20 protein-coding genes and 2 tRNA genes are annotated in these 21699 nt (G+C 74.1%); 11 read left to right on the forward strand and 11 right to left on the reverse strand.

The window, feature by feature from the left end:
- Both ABIE39_RS09175 and ABIE39_RS09180 read left to right on the forward strand, forming a co-directional pair.
- A complete protein-coding gene (locus tag ABIE39_RS09175) occupies window positions 1-912 on the forward strand; it encodes a sugar ABC transporter permease (protein ID WP_175008380.1) in 912 nt (303 codons plus the stop codon).
- 4 nt (window positions 913-916) lie between these two features.
- The gene (locus ABIE39_RS09180; RefSeq protein ID WP_354051440.1) at window positions 917-2767 is read left to right on the forward strand and encodes a glycoside hydrolase family 13 protein; all 1851 of its coding nucleotides are present in this window, start codon (window positions 917-919) and stop codon (window positions 2765-2767) included.
- Between the two features lie 8 nt (window positions 2768-2775).
- Here the strand turns inward: ABIE39_RS09180 and ABIE39_RS09185 are convergent, their stop codons facing one another.
- On the reverse strand, window positions 2776-3207 hold the full coding sequence (locus tag ABIE39_RS09185; RefSeq protein ID WP_009862091.1) for a hypothetical protein: 432 nt from the start codon (window positions 3205-3207) through the stop codon (window positions 2776-2778).
- 113 nt (window positions 3208-3320) lie between these two features.
- On the opposite strand from ABIE39_RS09185, the gene ABIE39_RS09190 reads away from it, so the two are divergent.
- Window positions 3321-4610, forward strand: a complete 1290-nt coding sequence (locus ABIE39_RS09190; RefSeq protein ID WP_255437102.1) for a deoxyguanosinetriphosphate triphosphohydrolase — start codon at window positions 3321-3323, stop codon at window positions 4608-4610.
- A 21-nt stretch (window positions 4611-4631) separates the two neighbouring features.
- Here ABIE39_RS09190 and ABIE39_RS09195 read toward each other — a convergent pair whose 3' ends face one another.
- The gene (locus ABIE39_RS09195) at window positions 4632-5084 is read right to left on the reverse strand and encodes a VOC family protein (protein ID WP_175008383.1); all 453 of its coding nucleotides are present in this window, start codon (window positions 5082-5084) and stop codon (window positions 4632-4634) included.
- A 97-nt stretch (window positions 5085-5181) separates the two neighbouring features.
- Between ABIE39_RS09195 and ABIE39_RS09200 the strand changes: the two genes are divergently transcribed.
- Together ABIE39_RS09200 and dnaG are read left to right on the forward strand one after the other, a co-directional pair.
- Entirely contained in the window at window positions 5182-6144 is a 963-nt protein-coding gene (locus ABIE39_RS09200; protein WP_354051442.1) for an AraC family transcriptional regulator, read from the forward strand.
- A gap of 9 nt (window positions 6145-6153) precedes the next feature.
- Window positions 6154-8100, forward strand: coding sequence for a DNA primase (dnaG, locus tag ABIE39_RS09205; protein ID WP_257419182.1), 1947 nt, complete (start codon window positions 6154-6156; stop codon window positions 8098-8100).
- A gap of 158 nt (window positions 8101-8258) precedes the next feature.
- Here the strand turns inward: dnaG and ABIE39_RS09210 are convergent.
- Window positions 8259-8331 (reverse strand) — tRNA-Asn (locus tag ABIE39_RS09210).
- A 55-nt stretch (window positions 8332-8386) separates the two neighbouring features.
- Window positions 8387-8902: a hypothetical protein gene (locus tag ABIE39_RS09215; protein WP_175008386.1), complete on the reverse strand. Its 516-nt coding sequence runs from the start codon at window positions 8900-8902 to the stop codon at window positions 8387-8389.
- 58 nt (window positions 8903-8960) lie between these two features.
- On the opposite strand from ABIE39_RS09215, the gene ABIE39_RS09220 reads away from it, so the two are divergent.
- Window positions 8961-9034 (forward strand) — tRNA-Ile (locus ABIE39_RS09220).
- A gap of 51 nt (window positions 9035-9085) precedes the next feature.
- Window positions 9086-9445, forward strand: coding sequence for a DUF488 family protein, N3 subclade (locus tag ABIE39_RS09225; protein ID WP_175008387.1), 360 nt, complete (start codon window positions 9086-9088; stop codon window positions 9443-9445).
- Here ABIE39_RS09225 and ABIE39_RS09230 read toward each other — a convergent pair.
- Complete coding sequence (locus ABIE39_RS09230) at window positions 9418-10539, reverse strand: acyltransferase family protein (protein ID WP_354051445.1); 1122 nt, start codon at window positions 10537-10539, stop codon at window positions 9418-9420. The genes ABIE39_RS09225 and ABIE39_RS09230 overlap by 28 nt on opposite strands.
- A 142-nt stretch (window positions 10540-10681) precedes the next feature.
- Between ABIE39_RS09230 and ABIE39_RS09235 the strand changes: the two genes are divergently transcribed.
- The 3 genes from ABIE39_RS09235 to ABIE39_RS09245 all read left to right on the forward strand — a co-directional run bounded on the left by ABIE39_RS09235 (window position 10682) and on the right by ABIE39_RS09245 (window position 12710).
- A complete protein-coding gene (locus ABIE39_RS09235; RefSeq protein WP_255437085.1) occupies window positions 10682-11488 on the forward strand; it encodes a DUF1206 domain-containing protein in 807 nt (268 codons plus the stop codon).
- Between the two features lie 67 nt (window positions 11489-11555).
- The gene (gene def, locus ABIE39_RS09240) at window positions 11556-12041 is read left to right on the forward strand and encodes a peptide deformylase (RefSeq protein WP_074809896.1); all 486 of its coding nucleotides are present in this window, start codon (window positions 11556-11558) and stop codon (window positions 12039-12041) included.
- A gap of 168 nt (window positions 12042-12209) precedes the next feature.
- Window positions 12210-12710 (forward strand): DUF3145 domain-containing protein, encoded by a 501-nt coding sequence (locus ABIE39_RS09245; RefSeq protein WP_021481145.1) that lies wholly within the window; start codon window positions 12210-12212, stop codon window positions 12708-12710.
- A 112-nt stretch (window positions 12711-12822) separates the two neighbouring features.
- Here ABIE39_RS09245 and ABIE39_RS09250 read toward each other — a convergent pair whose 3' ends face one another.
- The 5 genes from ABIE39_RS09250 to ABIE39_RS09270 all read right to left on the reverse strand — a co-directional run bounded on the left by ABIE39_RS09250 (window position 12823) and on the right by ABIE39_RS09270 (window position 17899).
- The gene (locus ABIE39_RS09250; protein WP_354051447.1) at window positions 12823-14067 is read right to left on the reverse strand and encodes a beta-ketoacyl-[acyl-carrier-protein] synthase family protein; all 1245 of its coding nucleotides are present in this window, start codon (window positions 14065-14067) and stop codon (window positions 12823-12825) included.
- A gap of 98 nt (window positions 14068-14165) precedes the next feature.
- A complete protein-coding gene (locus ABIE39_RS09255) occupies window positions 14166-14414 on the reverse strand; it encodes an acyl carrier protein (protein ID WP_021482065.1) in 249 nt (82 codons plus the stop codon).
- A gap of 164 nt (window positions 14415-14578) precedes the next feature.
- On the reverse strand, window positions 14579-15586 hold the full coding sequence (locus ABIE39_RS09260; RefSeq protein ID WP_175008390.1) for a beta-ketoacyl-ACP synthase 3: 1008 nt from the start codon (window positions 15584-15586) through the stop codon (window positions 14579-14581).
- Window positions 15583-16569 carry an acyltransferase domain-containing protein gene (locus ABIE39_RS09265; RefSeq protein ID WP_175008391.1) on the reverse strand — a complete coding sequence of 329 codons (987 nt, stop codon included), beginning with the start codon at window positions 16567-16569 and terminating at the stop codon, window positions 15583-15585. Before ABIE39_RS09265 ends, ABIE39_RS09260 begins: the two co-directional genes overlap by 4 nt.
- 130 nt (window positions 16570-16699) lie before the next feature.
- A complete protein-coding gene (locus ABIE39_RS09270) occupies window positions 16700-17899 on the reverse strand; it encodes a PucR family transcriptional regulator (protein ID WP_074809664.1) in 1200 nt (399 codons plus the stop codon).
- A gap of 119 nt (window positions 17900-18018) precedes the next feature.
- Between ABIE39_RS09270 and ABIE39_RS09275 the strand changes: the two genes are divergently transcribed.
- Window positions 18019-18705: a hypothetical protein gene (locus tag ABIE39_RS09275; RefSeq protein ID WP_354051450.1), complete on the forward strand. Its 687-nt coding sequence runs from the start codon at window positions 18019-18021 to the stop codon at window positions 18703-18705.
- Window positions 18706-18790: 85 nt separating this feature from the next.
- Here ABIE39_RS09275 and aceE read toward each other — a convergent pair whose 3' ends face one another.
- The gene (gene aceE / locus ABIE39_RS09280; RefSeq protein WP_354051452.1) at window positions 18791-21553 is read right to left on the reverse strand and encodes a pyruvate dehydrogenase (acetyl-transferring), homodimeric type; all 2763 of its coding nucleotides are present in this window, start codon (window positions 21551-21553) and stop codon (window positions 18791-18793) included.
- Between the last annotated feature and the right edge of the window lie 146 nt (window positions 21554-21699).

The raw sequence follows: 21699 nt of genomic DNA on the forward strand, positions 1-21699 counted from the left end.
ATGGCGACCACCCAGGCACCCCCCGTCGTCGGCGGCACGGCCGCCCCGGCGCCCCGGAACCGCATGCGCCCGGGGCGCTGGTTCTCCGAGCTGGGCTGGCGGCACGTCGTCGGCGTGATCGCCGTCGTCTACGCCGCGTTCCCGCTCGTGTACGTCCTGTCGGCGTCGCTGTCGGAGAACGGGACGCTCACCGGCTCCAACTCGCTCTTCTCCGACGTGAGCACCGCGAACTACGCCCAGCTCGGCACCACGATGTTCTGGACGTGGATGGGCAACACGCTCGTCATCGCGGTCGCGACGTCGGTCGGGACCGTGCTCATGGGCGCGGCGGCGGCGTACGCGTTCTCCCGGTTCCGCTTCAGCGGCCGGCGCGCCGGACTGACGTCCCTGCTGATCATCCAGATGTTCCCGCAGATGCTCGCGTTCGTCGCGATCTTCCTGCTGCTCATCTCGCTGGGGAACGTCGTGCCGGTCCTCGGCCTCAACAGCAAGATCGCGCTCGTCGCGGTGTACCTCGGTGGCGCCCTGGGCGTGAACACGTTCCTCATGTACGGGTTCTTCAACACCGTGCCGCGCGAGCTCGACGAGGCCGCGAAGATCGACGGCGCGACCCACACGCAGATCTACTGGACGATCATCCTGCGCCTCGTCGCGCCGATCCTCGCCGTCGTCGCGCTGCTGTCGTTCATCAGCACGTTCGGCGAGTTCATCATCGCGCGCATCGTCCTGTCGTCCGAGAGCAACTGGACCCTCGCCGTCGGGCTGTACGGGTGGGTGTCGTCGCTCAAGGAGGCCAACTGGGGCCTCTTCACGGCCGGTGCCGTCATCTCGGCGCTGCCCGTGCTCGCCCTGTTCCTCTACCTGCAGAAGTACATCGTGGGCGGCCTCACGGCCGGCTCCGTGAAGGGCTGACCGCGTGCACGACGTCGTGACCCCCGTCCCGCACCACGACGGCTCGGCGCTGTACGTCCCCGAGGGCGTCCCCGCCCTCGGGGACACGGTCCCCGTCCGCGTGCGCGTGCCCCGGTCGGCCGGCGTGCGCGACGTGTGGCTGCGCACCGTGCGCGACGGCGAGCCGCGCCTCGCCCCGGCGCGCCTCGACCGCTCGGACGAGCACGAGGACTGGTACGTCGCCGAGGTGCTCGTGCACAACCCGGAGACCGGGTACCGGTTCTTCCTCGACGAGGGCGAGCGCGGCTACCGCTGGCTCAACGGCCGCGGGGTGTGGGACCGCGACGTGCCCGACGCCGCGGACTTCCGCCTCACCGTCCACGAGGGCGCGCCCGCGTGGATGCGCGACGGCGTCGTGTACCAGGTCTTCCCGGACCGGTTCGCGCGCTCGGCCGCGGCCGACGGGCGTCCGCTCCCCGAGTGGGCCGTCCCCGCGGCCTGGGACGACGAGCCGCACGGCGCGGGGCCTGACGTCGGCACGCAGTACTACGGGGGCGACCTCGCCGGGGTCGAGGAGCGGCTCGACCACCTCGTGGCGCTCGGCGTCACGACCCTCTACACCACCCCTGTCTTCCCGGGGCGCTCCAACCACCGCTACGACGCGAGCTCGTTCGACCACGTCGACCCGCTGCTCGGCGGTGACGCGGCGTACGCGTCGCTGATCCGCGCCGCGCACGCGCGCGGGCTGCGCGTCATGGGCGACCTCACGACGAACCACACGGGCGCCGGGCACGAGTGGTTCGCGCGGGCGCTCGCGGACCCCGGCGCGCCGGAGCGTGACTTCTACTACTGGACCGACGGCGAGCCCGGGTACGTGGGCTGGCTCGAGCACGCGTCGCTGCCGAAGCTGTCGTACGGCTCGGCCGAGCTCGGGGCGCGCATGATCGACGGGCCCGGGTCCGTCGTCGGGCGCTACCTGCGCGAGCCGTTCGGTCTCGACGGGTGGCGCATCGACGTCGCGAACATGACCGGCCGCTTCGGCGCCGAGGACCGCACGCTCGACGTCGCGCGGCGCCTGCGCACGACGATGCGGAGCGTGAACCCGGAGGCCGCCCTCGTCGCCGAGCACTTCCACGACGCGTCCGGCGACCTCGCGGGCGACGGCTGGCACGCGAACATGAACTACTCGGCGTTCACGCGCCCGGCGTGGACCTGGCTGTCTCCCGCGCACTCGCCCGTGCCCTACCTCGGGCTGCCCGTGCGCACGCCGCGCCGGGCCGGACCGGCGGTCGTGGAGACGATGCGCGAGTTCGACGCCGTGCTGCCCTGGCGCGTGACCGCGTCGCAGTGGAACATGCTCGGCTCGCACGACACCCCGCGGCTGCGCTCGATCGTCGGCTCGCGGGAGATGGTCGAGGTCGCCGCGACGCTCCTGCTCACCTACCCCGGCACGCCCGTCGTCTTCGCGGGCGACGAGGTGGGGCTCACCGGTCTCAACGGCGAGCACGCGCGCGCGACCATGCCGTGGGACGACGGGGGCGCCGCGGGCGCAGGCGGCGCGCGCTGGGACGGCGCGACGTTCGACCTGTACCGGGCGCTGATCGCGGTGCGGCGCGGCTCGGACGCGCTGCGCCGCGGCGGCCTGCGCTGGGTGCACGTCGCCGACGACGCCCTCGTCTACCTCCGGGAGACGCCCGAGGAGCGCGTCCTCGTCGCGCTCGCCCGCGCGCCGTGGGACGGCGTCACGCTGCACCCCGCGCTCGTGGGGCGCGGGGAGCCCGAGCGGCTGCACGGCGCGCTGGACCTCGCCCCGCACGACGGCGGCGCGCGGCTCTCGGGCGACGGTGCGGCCGTCGGGGTGTGGCGGCTGCCCTAGACACGCACCTAGCCGAACAGGTGCGCGACCGCGCGCACCGCGTCGTCGTACTGCGCGCGGTCGAACGTGAACGGGCCGAGCGCGGAGTAGTCCCACTCGGGGCGGAACGGCTGCGTGAGGTCGCGCCACGTGACGGTGGTCGCGTCGGCGGCCACGGCCACCTCGAACGGCCAGCAGCCCGCCTCGTGGCAGTCGCACGCGAGCACCCACGCCCGCCCGCCCGCGGGCACGCGCCCGCGGCCGTACCACTGGTGCGCGGCGTCGCCGTAGCGGAAGAACGCGGGGACCAGCCCGCCGTACGCGCCCGCGGGGGAGTACCCGCGCGCCGACTCGAACCGTCCGACGACGTCCACGAGCGACCGGCCGTCCACGTACGGGACGACCTCGACCAGGCCGTCGACGGTGACGGCCCGCAGCTCGAGCGCACGCGCTGCACCCATACGCGGGAGGGTACGCCCGCGACGGCGCGCACGCCGTCCGCCACGTCGTGACCGGCGTCGTTACGCTGGGGCCCGTGCAGACGTTCGAGCAGCAGGCGTTCGACCCCGCGGTCGTGGGGACCGGCCCGCGCCCGGCGCGCGGCGAGGAGGGCACGGCGTCGTACTCCGACGCCGACACCGAGCGGTGGTTCGTCGAGTCCGCGAAGTCCCGGGCCCGCACACCGTTCGAGCGCGACCGCGCCCGCATCGTGCACTCGTCGGCGCTGCGCCGCCTCGGCGCCAAGACGCAGGTGCTCGGGCCGGGCAGCGACGACTTCGTCCGCACCCGGCTCACGCACACGCTCGAGGTCGCGCAGGTGGGTCGCGAGATCGGCAAGGCGCTCGGCTGCGACCCGGACATCGTCGACACCGCGTGCCTCGCGCACGACCTCGGGCACCCGCCGTTCGGGCACAACGGCGAGCGGGCGCTCGCGGACCTCGCGGTCGACGTCGGCGGGTTCGAGGGCAACGCGCAGACGCTGCGCCTCCTCACGCGGCTCGAGCCCAAGGTCGTGGAGGACGGCCGGTCGTACGGGCTCAACCTCACGCGCGCGAGCCTCGACGCGAGCGTCAAGTACCCGTGGGGCGCGGGGGAGGCGCCGCTGCGCGCGGACGGCCGGCCCACCCACAAGTTCGGCGTCTACGAGGACGACCGCCCGGTGTTCGACTGGCTGCGCGCCGGGGCACCCGCCCAGGTGAAGTGCCTCGAGGCGCAGGTCATGGACCTCGCGGACGACGTGTCGTACTCCGTGCACGACGTCGAGGACGCCGTCGTCGGCGGGCGCATCGAGCTCGCCGTGCTCGACGACCCCGACGAGCGTGCGCGCGTCGTGCGTGCCGTCCACTCCTGGTACGGCACCGCGTACGACGAGGCGGCGCTCGACGCCGCGATCACGCGGCTCCAGGCCACCGGCCACCTGGTGACCGGGTTCGACGGGTCGCGCCGCGCGCTCGCCGCGCTCAAGGACGCGACGAGCCAGCTCATCGGCCGGTTCACGGGTGCGGCCCAGGACGCGACGCGCGCGCTGTTCGGGGACGGCCCGCTGACGCGGTACGCGGCGCGTCTCGTCGTGCCGGACGAGACGGTCGCCGAGATCCTCGTGCTCAAGGGCGTCGCGGTCGCGTACGTCATGGCGCCGCGCGAGCAGGAGCCGCTCTACCAGCGCCAGCGCGAGGTGATCGCCGACCTGGTGCACGTCCTGGGCGACCGAGCGCCCGTCGCGCTCGAGCCGTCGTTCGCGGCGGACTGGGAGGCGGCGCCCGACGACGCCGCCCGCCTGCGCGTGGTGATCGACCAGGTCGCGTCGCTCACCGACGTCTCCGCGATGCAGCTCCACGCGCGGCTCGTGCGCCCGCCCGCCTGACCGACGGGCGCACGGGCCGGGTCAGCCGCGCTCCGCGACCCACGCGTCGCTCGCGCGCTGCACGTCCTCGGCCGTGACGGAGTCCGCGACGGTCGCGAAGTACCAGCGGTGCCCGAACGGGTCGCGCACCGCCGCCTGGCGGAACCCCTCGAACCAGTCCGACGGCTCCGCGAGGCTCGACGCGCCGGCCGCGAGCGCCCGCGCGTACGCGGCGTCGGCGTCCTCGACCGGGACGGTGAACGACGCGTGCGTCGGTGCGCCGGGCTCCGGCGCGACCGAGTCCGGCGGGAACGCCTCCGCGACGGTGAACGTGCTGGTCCCCGCCGGGGAGACGAGCCGCAGGTCGGAGTGGATGACGGCGTCGCCCGCCGTGATCGTGTCGACCACCTCGGCGCCGAGCGCGGCCTCGTAGAACGCGATCGCCTCGCGCGCGCCGCTCACCGTGACGTTGGGGTGCAGTGCCGACATCTCCATGGTGTCCTCCTCCTCGTGGTTCCCCGCCCACCGGGGACGGGCCGTCCCCCCCATGCTCGTGTCGGCGGGCCGTGCCAGTCTTGGAGGAATGCGACAGGTGTTCGAACCCGCCGGTCCCGGTGCCCCCGTGGGGCCCCGGCGCCCGACGACGTCCGTCCGCGGTCTCGTCGACCCGGCAGCCGCGCGCCGCGGCTTCGAACTCGTGCGCGTCGAGCCCGCCCCCGATCTCGCGGACCTGGTGGAGCGGCACTGGGTCGTGCGGTGGGACCTGCCGCCCGGCGCGGAGTTCACGCAGGTCCTCGTGCCCCACCCGGTCGCGAACGTCGTCGCCGAGGAGCCGGGGTACGTCGCGCACGGCATCCCGCCCGGGCTGTTCGAGCGCACCCTGACCGGGTCGGGCGCCGTCGTGGGCACCAAGCTCCGGCCGGGCGCCTTCCGGGTGCTGCTGGGCCACCCGGACGCCGTGCGTTCGGGCGTGCAGGTCCCGGCCGCGGCGCTGCTCGGCCCGACGGCGGAGCGTACCGGCGCCGCGGCCCTCGCCCTCGCGGTCGCGGGCCGCGACGAGGAGGCCGCGCGGACGGTCGAGCCCCTGCTGCGCGCCCGGGCCGAGCGGGTCCGCACACCCCGTGCGACGCGCGACCTCGACCGGGTCGCGCGAGCGTTCGCCGCGCTCGTCGGCGGCGAGCTCGGGCCGGGGGCGGGCGTCGGGGACCTCGCGGAGGTCGTCGGCACGTCCGCGCGCTCGCTGCAGCGGCTGTTCGCCGCGTCCGTCGGCGTGAGCCCCAAGTGGGTGCTCCAGCGGCACCGCGTGCACCTCGCCGCGGACCTCCTGGCGGCGGACCCGGGCCAGGACCTCGCGGCGCTCGCGACCGCCGTCGGCTACTACGACCAGGCCCACCTCGGGGCGGACTTCGCGCGCGCGACGGGCGTCACCCCGGGCGCGTACGCGCGCCGCTGCGCGGCGTCGCGCGCGGCCCTCGTGGGGGCGACGGCGGGGACCGGGACGGAGGTGACGGACGCCGCCGCCGGGGCACCCGCCGGGCCGGTCCGGGGCGCATAGACTCGCCTCGTGGCAGGCCTGATTCGACGCGAGGACGTGGAAGCCGTCCGCGACCGCGCGCGGATCGACGAGATCGTCTCCGCGCACGTCACCCTCAAGACCGCCGGCGTCGGCTCGCTCAAGGGCCTGTGCCCGTTCCACGACGAGCGCTCGCCGTCGTTCCACGTACGCCCCGGCGTCGGGCGCTGGCACTGCTTCGGGTGCGGCGAGGGCGGCGACGTCATCTCGTTCGTGCAGAAGATCGACGGCCTGACCTTCGTCGAGGCCGTCGAGTACCTCGCGGACCGCATCGGCATCCAGCTGCGCTACGAGGACTCCGGCGGCCCGCAGCGCCCGCGCGAGGAGCCCGGCCGCCGCCAGCGGCTGCTGGAGGCGCACCGCGTCGCTGCCCAGTACTTCTCCGAGCAGCTCTTCGCCCCGGGCGCCCAGGCCGCGCGCGCGTTCCTCGCCGAGCGCAGCTTCGAGCGGGCCGACGCCGAGCACTTCGGCGTCGGGTACGCGCCCACCGGCTGGGACAACCTCCAGCGCCACCTCCAGGGCCGCGGCTTCACGCAGGCGGAGCTCGTCGCCTCCGGCCTCATGAGCCAGGGCCAGCGCGGCATCTACGACCGGTTCCGCGGCCGCCTCATGTGGCCCATCCGCGACGTGACGGGCGAGATCATCGGGTTCGGCGCCCGCCGCCTCTACGACGAGGACCAGGGCCCCAAGTACCTCAACACCCCCGAGACCACGCTCTACAAGAAGTCGCACGTGCTCTACGGCATCGACCTGGCTAAGCGCGAGATCGCGAAGCAGAAGCGCGTCGTCGTCGTCGAGGGGTACACGGACGTCATGGCCGCGCACCTGTCCGGCGTGACGACCGCCGTCGCGACGTGCGGTACGGCGTTCGGCTCGGACCATGCGCGCATCGTCCGGCGCCTCCTCGGCGACACGACCGCGGGCGGCGGCATGCAGCTCGCGTCGGGCGCGTCCGTCGGGGGAGAGGTCGTCTTCACGTTCGACGGCGACGCCGCGGGCCAGAAGGCGGCCGTGCGGGCGTTCGGCGAGGACCAGCGCTTCTACGCCCAGACGTTCGTCGCCGTCGAGCCGAGCGGCATGGACCCCTGCGAGCTGCGCATGGCGCGCGGGCCGGACGCGGTGCGTGCGCTCGTCGACGGTCGCCAGCCGCTCTTCGAGTTCGTCATCCGGACCACGCTCGCGTCGTTCGACCTCGACACCGCCGAAGGGCGCGTCGGCGCCCTGCGAGCGGCCGCGCCCGTCGTCGCCGGCATCCGCGACACGGCGCTGCGGCCCGAGTACGCGCGCATGCTCGCCGGTTGGATCGGCACCGACGCGGAGCGCGTCCGGCGCGAGGTCGCCGCGGCCGCCAAGCGCGGCAGCGCACCCGGGCCCGTGCGGACCACGCGGTCCGACGACGCCCGCCCCGGTGCCGAGCCCCGGTCGCCCGAGCCCGAGGTCCCCGCGCTGCCCCTGCCCGACCCGCGCGACCCCGTCGCCCGCCGGGAACGTCTCGCGCTCGCCGCCGTCCTCCAGTACCCCCAGCACGTGCCGCCGATGTTCGACGACCTGGGCGAGGACGCGTTCGCCGTCCCGGCCTGGCGCGCCGTCCACGCCGCGATCCGCGCCGCGGGTGGCGTGCGCGAAGGCAGGTCGCTCGGCGCCGGGCACTGGGTCGAGGCCGTCGTCGAGCAGGCCGCCGAGCCCGTGCGCGGCCTCGTGACCGAGCTCGCCGTCGCACCCCTGCCCGAGGACCGGGAGAACGTCGTCGGCGGCTACGTCGCGGGCGTCGTGCGCGGCCTCGTCGACCTGGGCCTTACTCGCCGCGTCGCCGACGCGAAGAGCCGGCTCCAGCGCCTCGACCCGTCGGTCGACCTCGCCGCGTACCAGGAGGCGTTCGCCGCCCTCCTCGCCGTCGAGGCCGAGCGCCGCACGCTGCGCGAGGGCGAGATCGCCTGACCCCGGCGGACTCGATCAAGCCACCCCGCGCGAGCGGCGCGGACGCGTCGACGCGCGCTCGGAGAAGTTGAACGCTCTCGCGCCGCTGGGAGCTTCGCCTTCGAGAGGCAAGAGGTTCGGCCCCGGACCGCAATGCGATCCGGGGCCGAACTTGAGGGCTCCCGCGGTAGGACTTGAACCTACGACCGTCCGATTAACAGTCGGATGCTCTGCCAGCTGAGCTACGCGGGATCGACCATGGACGTTGCGGTTTGCACCGCAGCGACCGGGGAAAACTCTAGCAGGCTCAGAGGGGTAGTCCGGACGCCGACCGGACCCGACCCTCGGCCGCGTCGACCCGTGCCTCGACCTCCGGGTCCGTCAGGTCCAGTCCGGGGTCGGCGACGACCTGCGAGAAGAGCTCGCCGTCCGCGTCCCGCCGCACGGCGACGCGCGCGGTGAGGCCTGCGGCGAACGTCACGGTCTCCGAGAGCACGACCGACGACTGCACGCGCTCGCGCAGCGTCTGCGCGAGAGACGTGCGGCGCGGGTCGGCGAGGCGCAGGGCCAGGGGAGGGGCGCCGTCGACCCACGTGACGGTGATCGTCGCGCTCTCCGGGTCGTACCCCGCCCGGTCGACGTCCGACCAGAGGTGCCGGTCGACGGTCGTCCCTCCGGCGTCGCTCGTGAGGAGCCCGGCCCGCGTCGCGACGGCCCACGAACCGTCGGCGAGCTCGGCCGACGCGAGGACGCGGTCGGTGGCCGGGAGGTCGAGCGCACGACGGACAGGGTCGGGCAGCGCGGGACGGCGGAACCAGGACACGTCCCCACCGTAGCGGCTCTCCGACCGCCTGCCGCACGGGCGGTATGCTCGCCCGCGCGCCCCGTTAGCTCAGCTGGTCAGAGCAGGAGACTCATAATCTCTCGGTCGCGGGTTCAAGTCCTGCACGGGGCACCCTCCCGCGTCGCGCGTGCGGCGCGAGCGTGCGCGCGGTGTCATGGCCTCATGACGGTACGGACCAAGCGCGTGTACGAGTCGGCCGAGGAGCAGGACGGGTTCCGCGTGCTCGTCGACCGCCTGTGGCCGCGCGGCGTGAGCAAGGAGGCGGCGCACGTCGACCTGTGGCTCAAGGACGTCGCGCCGTCGACGGACCTGCGGCGCTGGTTCCACCACGAGGAAGGGCTGTTCGACGAGTTCGCCGAGCGGTACCGCGCCGAGCTCGACGCCCACGGCGAGGCGGTCGCGGAGCTGCGGGACGTCGTCGGGCAGCACCCGGTGGTGACGTTGGTGTACGGGGCGAAGGACGAGGAGCACAACCAGGCGGTGGTGCTGCGCGACTACCTCGCGGCGACCGGCTCACCCTGAGCGCTCCCGGCGGCGGCGGCGGCGTGGGACGGGCGGTCGAGGTCGCGGCGCAGGTCGCGGTCGAGGGCGTGGCGCAGCCGGGGCCCGAGCGGGCGCTCGACGGCGCGGTGGATCACCCAGGCGAGGGCGAGGCACACCGCGACCGCGACCGCGAGGGTCGCGGCGCGCGAGAGGTACGGGTGCACGGACTCGATGACCCACCGCCCCCAGGACGAGTGCACGAGGTAGAGCGGGTACGTGAGGGCGCCGAGCGCGGTGAGCCAGCCCCAGGAGACGCGGGCGAGCGGCGTGAGCGTCGCCGCGGCGACGAGCGCGAAGCACACGACGATCGCGACCCACCATGCGGTGGGCGAGACGACGACGTCGGTGCTGTTCTCGATGCGCCCGGACTGGATCCGGCCGGAGAGCGCCGCACCGAGGAGCACGTTCAGCGTGAGCGCGAGCCAGAGGACGGGGGACCGGCGCTCGCGGGTCAGCAGGTAGAGCACCATGCCGCCCGCGAAGAGCGGGGCGTCGGGGGCGACGAGCACCGTCGCGAGCAGCTCGGAGCCGGTCTGGGTGGCGATCGCGCCGGCGACGGGCCACAGCACGACGAACGCGAGGACCCGCGCCCGGGTGAGGCCGACGGCGACGAGCACGCCGACAAGGACATAGAACCGCAGCTCGGACCAGAGCGTCCAGTAGACGGCTTCGAGATCGGGGATGCCGAACGCGCGCTGGACCATGGTGAGGTTGGCCGCCGCCTGCGGCAGGTCGACGTCGCGCCGCCCGGGGACGACGAGCGCCAGCAGGACCACGGTGAGCAGCACCGAGGCCCAGTAGGCGGGGAAGAGCCGCCCGGCGCGCGACGCGACGAAGCCGCGCACGTCGCGGCCCCAGGCGGTCATGAGGATGACGAAGCCGCTGACGACGAAGAAGAGCTGGACCCCGAAGGACCCGTAGGCGGTGACAGCCTGCGCGCCGGGGAGGGAGGTGCTCGTGCGCTCGCCCCACGCGTGGTGGTTGACGGCGACGAAGTGGTACACGAGCACCGCGGCCGCGGCGGCGAACCGGAGTCCGTCGAGCACGGCGAGGCGAGGAGTCTGCGTCGGCATCCGGGGCACGTTACCGAATCGTGATCAACGAGGCCCGAGATGGGCGCCCGGCGTGCGCAGCGCCCGCAGTTCTGGCACCGTGTGCGGGCCGGAGAACCCGGCGGCGCGGTGGGGGCGGCGTCCCGACGACCGAGGAGGTCCTGTGGCAGCGAGCATGAGCTCGACCGGCAAGGCGGCAGCACGCGGCGCACGCGGTAGCAAGACCCTGGAGCTCCTGGCCCGCGCGGGCTACGCGGTGAGCGGTCTGCTCCACCTCGTCGTCGGCGTCCTGGCCGTGCAGGTGGCGACCGGCTCGGCCTCCAGCGAGCAGGCCGACCAGACCGGTGCGCTCACGGCCATCGCGCAGACGCCGGGCGGTACCGCGCTGCTCTGGTTCGCCGTCGTCGCGTTCGCGGCGCTCGCCCTGTGGCAGATCACCGTCGCGCTGAGCGGCGCGGGCGAGACGTCCGACCGGCTCAAGGCGGCGGGCAAGGCCGTCCTCTACCTGGCGCTCGGGGTGATCGCCCTCCAGGTCGTGACCGGGTCCGCCGGTGGCTCCGGCCAGGAGGAGAGCATGACCGCGACCCTCATGGAGAAGCCCGGCGGTGTGCTCCTCGTCGGTGCGGTCGGCGTCGGCATCGTCGCCGGTGGCGTCTACCACGTCCTCAAGGGATGGCGGAAGAAGTTCCTCGAGGACCTCGAGGGCGGGACCGGCGGGCACCTGGGACGCGCCGTCGTGACGCTCGGGCAGGTCGGGTACATCGCCAAGGGCGTCGCGCTCGGCGTGCTGGGGGTGCTGTTCGTCGTCGCCGCCGTCCAGCACGACCCGGAGCAGGCGGGCGGTCTCGACAGCGCGTTCGCCACGCTCGCGGCGCAGCCGTTCGGGGTCGTCCTCCTCGTCGCCGTCGGCCTGGGGTTCGCGGCCTACGGGCTCTACTCGTTCGCGCGGGCGCGGTACGCGCGGATGTGACACGCGCCCTGGTGCGGGGCTGGGGACGACGGCCGGACGACGCCGCGCGCATGGAAGAATGGTGACCATGGCGATGAGAGAGATCCGGACCATCCCGGACCCCGTGCTCCGCACCCCTTGCGACGAGATCACCACCATCGACGACCGGGTGCGCTCTCTCGTCGCCGACCTCGTCGAGACGGTCGACCACGAGGGCCGCGCGGGGCTCGCCGCCAACCAGATCGGCGTCAACCTCCGGGCGTTCTCGTGGAACATCGACGACGAGATCGGGTACGTGCTCAATCCCCGCATCGTCGAGCTGTCCGACGACTACCAGGACGGCGACGAGGGCTGCCTCTCGGTCCCCGACCTCTGGTACCCGACGCGCCGCGCCTGGTACGCGCGCGTGGTGGGCACCGACCTCGACGGCAACGAGGTCGTGGTCGAGGGCACCGAGCTCATGGCCCGGTGCCTCCAGCACGAGTGCGACCACCTCGACGGCATGCTCTACCTGGACCGCCTCGACCGGGCCGTGCGCAAGAAGGCGATGCGCGAGCTGCGCGAGCACCTCTGACACGGGTGTGCCCGGTCGGTCCCGGGCACGCCCGCCCGATCTCTCGCGCGCACGCGCGATGTCGTGCAAGATGAGCACGAGACACGCCGCGACACCTGTGCGAGCGCTGTGGACCCGCCCTGGGTGAGGACGTTGGGGAAGACGAAACCTCGACCTAGGGAGGCAGACATGGCCGGTGCCATCACCCGCGGTGTTCTTTACGTGCACTCAGCACCGCGTGCTCTGTGCCCGCACATGGAGTGGGCCGCGGGCAACGTCCTCGGCGTGCGCGTGTCGCTCGACTGGACCGAGCAGCCCGCCGCGCGCGGCCTCTACCGGGCCGAGTACTCGTGGCAGGGGCCGCAGGGGACGGGCGCCAGGCTGGCCTCCGCGCTGCGCGGATGGTCCCACCTGCGGTACGAGGTCACCGAGGAGCCCAGCCACGGCGTCGACGGCGGTCGCTGGTCCCACACGCCCGACCTCGGCATCTTCTACGCCCAGACGGACGTGCACGGGAACATCGTCGTGCCCGAGGACCGGATCCGCGCCGCGCTCGAGCAGGTGAGCGAGCCGTGGGCGATGCGCGACGCTCTCCACCTCGCACTCGGCAAGGCCTGGGACGACGAGCTCGAGCCGTTCCGCTACGCCGGTGCCGGCGCGCCGGTGCGCTGGCTGCACCGCGTCGGCTGACGCCCACCGACGCCGCGCCGCGGGGACTGCTCACGCACGCCCGTCGGCAGGGACCACGAAGGGCGCCTCCCGGAGACCCGGGAGGCGCCCTTCGCGTCGTCGTGGCGCCTGGTCAGACGCTGGCCACGGCGAGGGCGACGTTGTGGCCCCCGAAGCCGAACGAGTTGTTGATCGCGACCACGTCGCCGCCCGGCAGCGGCGCGGGCGTGTCGCGCACGAGCGGCACCTGGAGCTCCGGGTCGGGGTTCGCGACGTTGATCGTCGGGGGAGCGAGGAGCTCGGCGACGGCCTTGATCGTGAAGATCGACTCGAGCGCGCCGGCACCGCCGAGGAGGTGGCCGGTCATCGACTTCGTGGCCGAGAGCAGCACGTGGTCGGCGTCGTCGCCCAGGAGCGAGCGGATGGAGCGCGTCTCGGTGAGGTCGCCCACCTTGGTCGAGGTCGCATGCGCGTTGACGTGCACGACGTCCCGACCGGTGACCCCGGCCTCCTCGAGCGCGCGGCGCATCGCCGCGACCTGGCCCCGGCCCTCCGGGTCGGGCGAGGTGATGTGGTAGGCGTCGGAGGACAGCCCGACGCCGGCGAGCCGCGCGTAGACGCGGGCCCCGCGGGCCGCGGCGTGCTCCGCGCTCTCGAGGACGACGACGCCCGAGCCCTCGCCGATGACGAAGCCGTCGCGGTCGACGTCGTACGGGCGCGACGCACCCTGCGGGTCGTCGTTGCGCAGCGAGAGCGTGCGCGAGGCGGCGAAGGCCGCCATCGGCATCGGGTGGATCGTGGCCTCGGTGCCGCCGGCGACGACGACGTCCGCACGGCCCGCGCGGATCATGTCGACGCCGTAGCCGATCGCCTCGGCGCCGGACGCGCACGCGGAGACGAGGGCGTGGGCACCAGCCCGCGCACCGAGCTCGAGCGAGACGTACGCGGTGGGGGAGTTCGGCATGAGCATGGGCACCGTCATGGGCAGCATGCGGCGCGCGCCGCGCTCCCGCAGCGTGTCCCAGCCGTCGAGCGTGGTCCAGATGCCGCCGATGCCGGACGACACGACCGTGCCGAGCCGGTCGCCGTCGACCTCGGGGCTGCCCGCGTCCGCCCACGCCTCGCGCGCGGCGATGATCGCGTACTGCGTGGAGGGGTCCATGCGCTTGATCTCGGGGCGTGCGAGGACCTCGGCCGGGTCGACCTTGATCGTCGCGGCGAACGTCACCGGGATCTCGTAGCGCTCCGCCCAGTCGTTCTCGAGCGTGCGCGCGCCGGACTCGCCGGCCAGTGCCGCGGCCCAGGTGGAGGGCACGTCGCCGCCGAGCGGCGTGGTGGCGCCGAGGCCGGTGACGACGACTTCAGTAGCGGCGGACATGGTGCTCCTCGGGGGTTGCGGCGGGGGCGGGGAGGACGGGCGGGCCGGCGTGGGTGACGCCGGCCCGCCCGCAGGCCTGCGAGGCAGGCGGGGCGTGCTCAGGCCTGGGCGCCCGTGATGAAGGACACGGCGTCGCCGACCGTCGTGAGGTTCTTGACCTCGTCGTCCGGGATGCGGACCCCGAACTTGTCCTCGGCGTGGGTGACGATCGTCATCATCGACAGCGAGTCGATGTCGAGGTCGTCGGTGAAGGACTTCTCGAGCGCGACGGCGTCGGTCGGCAGACCCGTCTCCTCGGCGACGATCTCCGCGAGGCCGGCGAGGACTTCCTGCTCGGTGTAGGCCATGGTTTCTCCTTGTCGTGGGGCCGGCGGCGACCGGTCCCGGTGGCGGTGCCCGGTGGGTGTGCCGGGCGGTACTTCGTCAGACGGGTGCGCGCGACGGACGGGTCCGCCGACGGCGTGGGTCCTCCCCGCGAGGAGGGCGGCCGTCCGTCCAGGGTGATTCTCCCCTACGGCAGGACGACCACCTGCGCCGCGTAGACGAGCCCGGCGCCGAACCCGATCTGGAGGGCGAGGTCGCCGGAGCGGACCTGCCCCTCGTCGAGCAGGCGCCGGGTCGCGAGGGGGATCGAGGCGGCCGACGTGTTGCCGGTCTCCGCGATGTCCCGGGCGACCGCGACGGACGCGGGGAGCTCGAGCTGCTTGATCATCTGGTCGATGATCCGCATGTTCGCCTGGTGCGGCACGAACGCGCCGATGTCGGCCGGGGCGACCCCGGCCTCGGCCATCGCCTTGGCGGCGACGGGGGCCATCTGGAACGCGGCCCACTTGAACACGCTCTGACCGTCCTGGCGCAGCGTGGGCCACCCGAGCGAGGGGTCCTCGCGCAGGTCCGACCACGCGTGCGTCTGGCGGATCGCCTGCGCCTTGCCGCCGTCGGAGCCCCACACCGTCGGGCCGATGCCCGGGGTGTCGGACGGCCCGACGATCGCGGCGCCGGCGCCGTCGCCCAGGAGGAACGAGATCGAGCGGTCGGTCGGGTCGATGAAGTCGCTCATCTTCTCCGCCCCGACCACGAGCACGTGGGTCGCGATGCCGGCGCGCACGAGGGCGTCGGCCTGCGCGATGGCGTAGGCGTAGCCCGCGCACGCGGCGGACACGTCGAACGCGGCGGCGGGCGTCGCGCCGAGGCGCTCGGCGAGCACCGCCGCGGCGGCGGGGGTCTGGTGGAAGTACGTGACCGTCGAGACGATCACCGCGTCGACGTCGGCGCCCTGCAGGCCCGCCCGGGCGAGCGCGTCGCGCGCCGCGGCCTCGGAGAGGTCGAGGACGTCCACGTCGGCGCCCGCACGACGGCGCGTGACGATCCCGGTGCGCTGGCGGATCCACTCGTCGGAGGAGTCGATCGGGCCGGCGATGTCGTCGTTCGTCACGATGTTCTCGCCGCGCACCCCGCCGATCGCGAGGATGCGCGAGTGCGCCGGGCCCGTGGCCTGGCGCAGGGTCGCGCCGCTCACGCGTCGACGCCCGGGGCCGCGCCGGCCGCCACCGAGTGCCGGGCGACGAGGTCGCGGGCCGCCTCGACGTCGTCGGGCGACTTCACGGCCACCGCCTCCACACCCTTGAGCGAGCGGCGGGCGAGGCCCGTGAGGACGCCCCCGGGCGCGAGCTCGAGCAGCGCGGTGACGCCGAGCTCCGCGAGGGTCTCCTGGCACAGGTCCCAGCGCACGGGTGCCGCGATCTGCGCGGTGAGGCGGCGGACGACGTCCCGCGCCTTGCCGTAGGTGCTGCCCTCGATGTCGATCGTCCCGTAGGACTCGCCGTCCGCGTTCGAGAGGAACGGCAGGCGCGGGTCGGTGACGTCCCACGACGCGGCGACCGGCTCGAACTCCTCGAGCGCCGGCTGCATGAAGGGCGTGTGGAACGCACCTGCGACCTGGAGCGGGATGACGCGCGCCTTCGCCGGCGGGTTCTCCGCGAGCGCGGCGAGGTGGTCGAGGGCGCCGGCGGCGACGACCTGCCCCCCGCCGTTGACGTTCGCGGGCCACAGGTGGGCCGCCTCGATCGCGGCGAGGACCTCCTCGGGGTCGCCCCCGACGACGGCGCTCATGCCGGTCGGGGTCGCGGCGGCGGCCGCGGCCATGGCGCGCGCGCGGTGCGCGACGAGCCCGACCGCGCCGGTGTCCGTCAGCGCCCCCGCGACGGCCGCGGCGGCGAGCTCGCCGACCGAGTGCCCGGCGGTCACGTCGACGACGTCGGCGGTGTCGCGCCCGTCGAGGATCACGCGGAGCGCGACGAGCGACGACGCGACGATGAGCGGCTGCGCGACAGCCGTGTCACGGATCGTGTCGGCGTCCGACTCCGTCCCGTGCGCACGCAGGTCGAGGCCCGCGGCCTCGCCGAACGCGGAGACCTGGTCGGCGACGCCGGGCAGCTCGAGCCAGGGGGCGAGCATTCCGGGGGACTGGGAGCCCTGTCCAGGGCACAAGACGGCGAGCACCCGTCAACTGTGCCAACGCCAGGCCCGTGCGCCACGTCACGACGCGCACCAACCTTGCGGAGGGTGGTTGTGCCGAACCTACAAGGCGACACGGCGGAGTGCCCCGGAGGCGTCGGACGGGCCCGGCCCCTCAGCGGACCGTCGAGAGCTGTCCGAGCGCGAGCGCGACCTGGAGCACGAACGACTCGCGGGCGTCGAGCGGGTCCCAGCCGGTGATCTCGGAGACCTTGCGCAGGCGGTAGCGCACGGTGTTCGGGTGCACGTACAGGGACCGGGCCGCCGCCTCGAGCGACCGGCCCGTGCCGAGGTAGGCGGACAGCGTCTCGAGCACCGAGCCCGTCGCCTCGGCGAGCGGGCGGTACGCCTGGGCGACGAGCGTGCGCCGCGCCGTGGTGTCGCCGGTGAGGACGCGCTCGGGGAGCAGGTCGTCGGCGAGCACCGGGCGCGGGGCCTGCGGCCACGCGGGCGCGGCCCGCAGCCCCGCGAGCGCGGCCTGCGCCGAGCGCGCGGCCTCCTCGAGCCCGGGGACCGTCGGCCCGATGACGACCGGGCCCGGCCCGAAGCGCGGCAGGAGCGACGCCGCCGCGGCCTGGAGGTCGCCCTCGCCGCCGAGCACGAGCACGAGCCGGTCGCCGTGGATGCCCACGAGCGCGTCGCCCGCCGCCCGGCGCGTCGCGCGGCGCAGCTCCGCCGTCCGGACCTCGTCGAGCGTCGCGGCGATCGTCCCCGCCATGACGAGGGTCGAGCCGTGGCCGCCCCAGCCGAGCGCCGAGACGCGCGACCGCAGGGAGTCGTCGCCGTCGCCGCGGATGAGCGCGTCCACGACGAGGGCCTCCAGGCGCGCGTCCCACGCGCCGCGGACCTCCGCGGCGCGGGCGTAGACCTCGGCCGCGGAGAACGCCACCTCCCGGGAGTAGCGCAGCACGGCCTCGCGCAGGTCGCGCTCCCCGCCCGGCGCCGCGAGCTGGTCGGAGTACGCCTCGACGACCTCGACGACGATGCGGACGAGCTGGAGCGTGTTCTGGAGCGAGATCGAGCGCGTGAGCTCGGGCGGGGCCGCGGCGAAGATGTCGCTCACGCCGTGCGGCGGGGCCTGCGGGTCCGCGTACCACGTGACGAACGCCGTGATGCCGGACTGCGCGACGAGACCCACGTAGGAGCGGTCCTCGGCCGGGAGCTCGCGGTACCAGCGGATCTCGTCGTCGAGGCGGCGCAGCGCGGCGGACATGAGCAGGCCGCTGCCGTCGCGCAGGCGCTGGAGGTTGTCCGCGTTGCCGGCCGGGCTCGTCGGGGCCGGCGCGGTCGCCGGGGTCCTGGGGGTGGCCGTCACGCGCCGAGCATACGGCCGGTGTTGTGGACAGTCCACAAAGCGCGCGCCGCGACGGCCGGCGCGTCGTCGGGGGACCGGGTCGCTGGGTGAGCACCCGGACGACCCGCTAGGGTCGGGGAATGGCACTCATGCCCCGACTTCGACAGCTCATGCGTCGGCCGACGTCCGCGTCGACCGTCGGCACGCGCCGCCCACGGTCCGGGGAGAAGCGTGGCGACACGGTCCACGAGGACGCGCTGCGGGCGATGCTCGTCGACGACCCGAACGACGAGCGGGCCTTCCGCGCGCTGGCCGAGCTGGTCCGTCGTCGGGCCGCCGAGGGACCGACCACGGACGACCCCCTGGCCGCCCCGGCGGACGAGACCGAGAAGCAGCGCGCCGCCGACCTCGCGGTCTGGGCGCTCGCCGAGGAGCTCGCGGGGCACCCCCGCGGGTGGTACCCGCTCGTGGAGCTCGGCCGTCTCTCCCTCGACGACGACCCGGAGGCGGCCCTGCGCCGCTTCGCGACGGCCGCCGAGCGCGACCCCTCGGGGCACGCGCTCGCGCAGTCCATGGAGGTGCTGCGCACCGCTGGTCTGCCGGTCGAGGCGCTGGGCCTCGGCGTCGGCCACTGGCGCGCCCGCGAGCACGAGGCCGAGGTCGGGCGCCAGCTCGTCCTCGCCGCCATCGAGGCCGACCGGCCTCTCGACGCCCGCCACCACCTCGAGTCGCTCGTCGAGTACGGCGACCCCCGGGGCGTCGCGCCGCTGCGCGCCGACCTCGAGCGCGTCGTCGCCCAGGCCGAGCAGCACCGCGCCGGGACCTGACCCGCGGCGTCGGGCACCTCCGGAGACGACGACGGCCGGTCACCCCGCAGGGTGACCGGCCGTCGTCGTCTTCAGGCGGTGAGGGTCAGGCCTCGCCGCCCGTGTTGCCGGACGTGCCGGCGGTGACGTCCATCAGGCGGTACTTCTCGATCGCGCGCGCCGACGCGTCCGCGGGGACCTTGCCCTGCTTGGCGAGCGCCTGGAGCGTGCGCACGACGACGGACGGGCCGTCGATCTTGAAGTGCCGGCGGGCCGCCGCGCGCGTGTCCGAGAACCCGAAGCCGTCGGCGCCGAGCACCTCGTAGTCACCCGGGACCCACTTGCGGATCTGGTCGGGGACCAGGTGGTCGTAGTCGCTCGTCGCGACGAACGGCCCCTCGGCGCCGGAGAGCTTCTCCGTGACGAACGGGACGCGCGCGGGCGCGGCCGGGTCGAGGAACGCGGCCTGGTCGGCGGCGAGCGCGTCGCGCCGCAGCTCGTTCCAGCTCGTCACGCTCCACACGTCCGCCGCGACGCCCCAGTCCTCCCGCAGGAGCTGTTGCGCCTCGAGTGCCCACGGCACGCCGACGCCCGACGCGAGGATCTGGGCGCGCGGCCCGTCGCCCTCGCCCACGGCGATGCGGTGGATGCCCTTGAGGATGCCCTCGACGTCCACGTCCTCCGGCTCGGCCGGCTGGACCATCGGCTCGTTGTACACCGTGAGGTAGTACATGACGTTCTGGTCGCGGCCGTCCGCGCCCACGCCGTGCTCGCCGGGGCCGAACATGCGCTCGATGCCGTCGCGCACGATGTGCCGGATCTCGTAGCCGAACGCCGGGTCGTACTGGACGATCGCGGTGTTCGTGCCCGCGAGGAGCGGGGAGTGGCCGTCGGCGTGCTGCAGGCCCTCGCCCGTGAGCGTGGTGCGGCCCGCGGTCGCGCCGATGATGAAGCCGCGCGTGAGCTGGTCGCCCGCCGCCCAGAACTGGTCGCCGGTGCGCTGGAAGCCGAACATCGAGTAGAAGATGTAGAACGGCACCATGATCTCGCCCTGCGTGGCGTAGGACGTGCCGACCGACTGGAAGGCGGCCGCGGAGCCCGCCTCGTTGATGCCGGTGTGCATGATCTGCCCGGCCTCGGACTCCTTGTAGCTCAGCATGAGCTCACGGTCCACGGCGAGGTAGTGCTGGCCCTGGGTGTTGAAGATCTTCGCCGACGGGAAGATCGAGTCCAGGCCGAACGTGCGGGCCTCGTCGGGGATGATCGGCACGACGCGCTTGCCGAACTCCTTGTCCTTGATGAGGTCCTTGAGCAGGCGGACGAACGCCATCGTCGTGGCGATCTCCTGCTGGCCCGAGCCCTTCTTGAGGATCTCGTAGGACTTGTCGCCGGGCAGGGTGATCGGCTTCGGCGACGAGCGGCGCTCGGGCACGAACCCGCCGAGCTGCTGGCGACGGTTCAGCAGGTACTGGATCTCCGGCGCGTCCGGGCCCGGGTGGAAGTACGGGGGCTCGTACGGGTTGGCGTCGAGCTCCTCGTCCGTGATCGGGATCCGCAGCGAGTCGCGCAGCGCCTTGAGGTCGGCCAGGCCGACCTTCTTCATCTGGTGCGTCGCGTTGCGGCCCGCGAACGACGGCCCGAGCGCGTAGCCCTTGACCGTGTGCGCGAGGATCACGGTCGGCTGGCCCGTGTGGGCGCGCGCCGCCGCGTAGGCCGCGTAGATCTTGCGGTAGTCGTGGCCGCCGCGCTTGAGGTTCCAGATGTCGTCGTCGGTCATGTTCTCGACGAGCGCCTTCGTCCGCGGGTCGCGGCCGAAGAAGTGCTCGCGGATGAACGCGCCGGACTCCGCACGGTACGTCTGGTAGTCGCCGTCGGGCGTGACGTTCATGAGGTTGACCAGGGCACGGTCCTTGTCCGCGTTGAGCAGGACGTCCCACTCGCGGCCCCAGATGACCTTGATGACGTTCCAGCCCGCACCGCGGAACTGCGCCTCGAGCTCCTGGATGATCTTGCCGTTGCCGCGCACCGGGCCGTCGAGGCGCTGCAGGTTGCAGTTCACGACGAACGTCAGGTTGTCGAGCTGCTGCTGCGCCGCGAGCTGGAGCATGCCGCGCGACTCGGGCTCGTCCATCTCGCCGTCGCCGAGGAAAGCCCACACGTCCTGCTGCTCCGTGTCGCGGATCCCGCGGTTGTGCAGGTACTTGTCCGTCCACGCCTGGTAGATCGCGCTCGCCGGGCCGAGACCCATGGAGACGGTCGGGTACTCCCAGAAGTCGGGCATGAGCCGCGGGTGCGGGTACGACGGCAGGCCGCCGCCCGGGTGCGACTTCTCCTGGCGGAACCCGTCGAGCTGGTCCGCGGAGAGCCGGCCCTCGAGGAACGCGCGCGCGTACACGCCGGGGGAGGCGTGGCCCTGGAAGTAGACCTGGTCGCCGCCGCCCGGGTGGTCCTTGCCGCGGAAGAAGTGGTTCAGGCCCACCTCGTACAGCGTCGCCACCGACGCGTAGGAGGAGATGTGGCCACCGACGCCGATGCCGGGCCGCTGCGCCCGCGTCACCATGACGGCGGCGTTCCAGCGGATCCACGAGCGGTAGCGACGCTCCAGCGCCTCGTCGCCGGGGAAGTAGGGCTCCTCGTGCACACCGATGGTGTTCACGTAGGGGGTCGTCAGGGAGGTCGGGACGGCGACGTTGCGCTCCCGGGCCCTCTTGAGCAGGTTCAGCAGGACGTAGCGGGCGCGCGGGCCCCCGCGGTCGTCGATCAGGCCGTCGAGGGCCTCGACCCACTCGCCGGTCTCGGCGGGGTCGAAGTCCGGAACCTGGCTGAGCAGACCGTTGATCAGCGGTCCGGTCTCGTCGTACGAAGCCACCAGCAACCTCATATCTCGTCGGATGCCGGGCACTCGGCCGCGCGGTACACGGCCGACACCCGTCTCGGGCCCACTCCGGGCACGCGGCCGCGGCCGCTGGTGGCGACCGCGCCTCTTCACGAGACCAGGGTGGTCTACCCATTGTG

Source organism: Cellulosimicrobium sp. 4261 (assembly GCF_040546915.1).
GTDB lineage: Bacteria > Actinomycetota > Actinomycetes > Actinomycetales > Cellulomonadaceae > Cellulosimicrobium > Cellulosimicrobium cinnabarinum.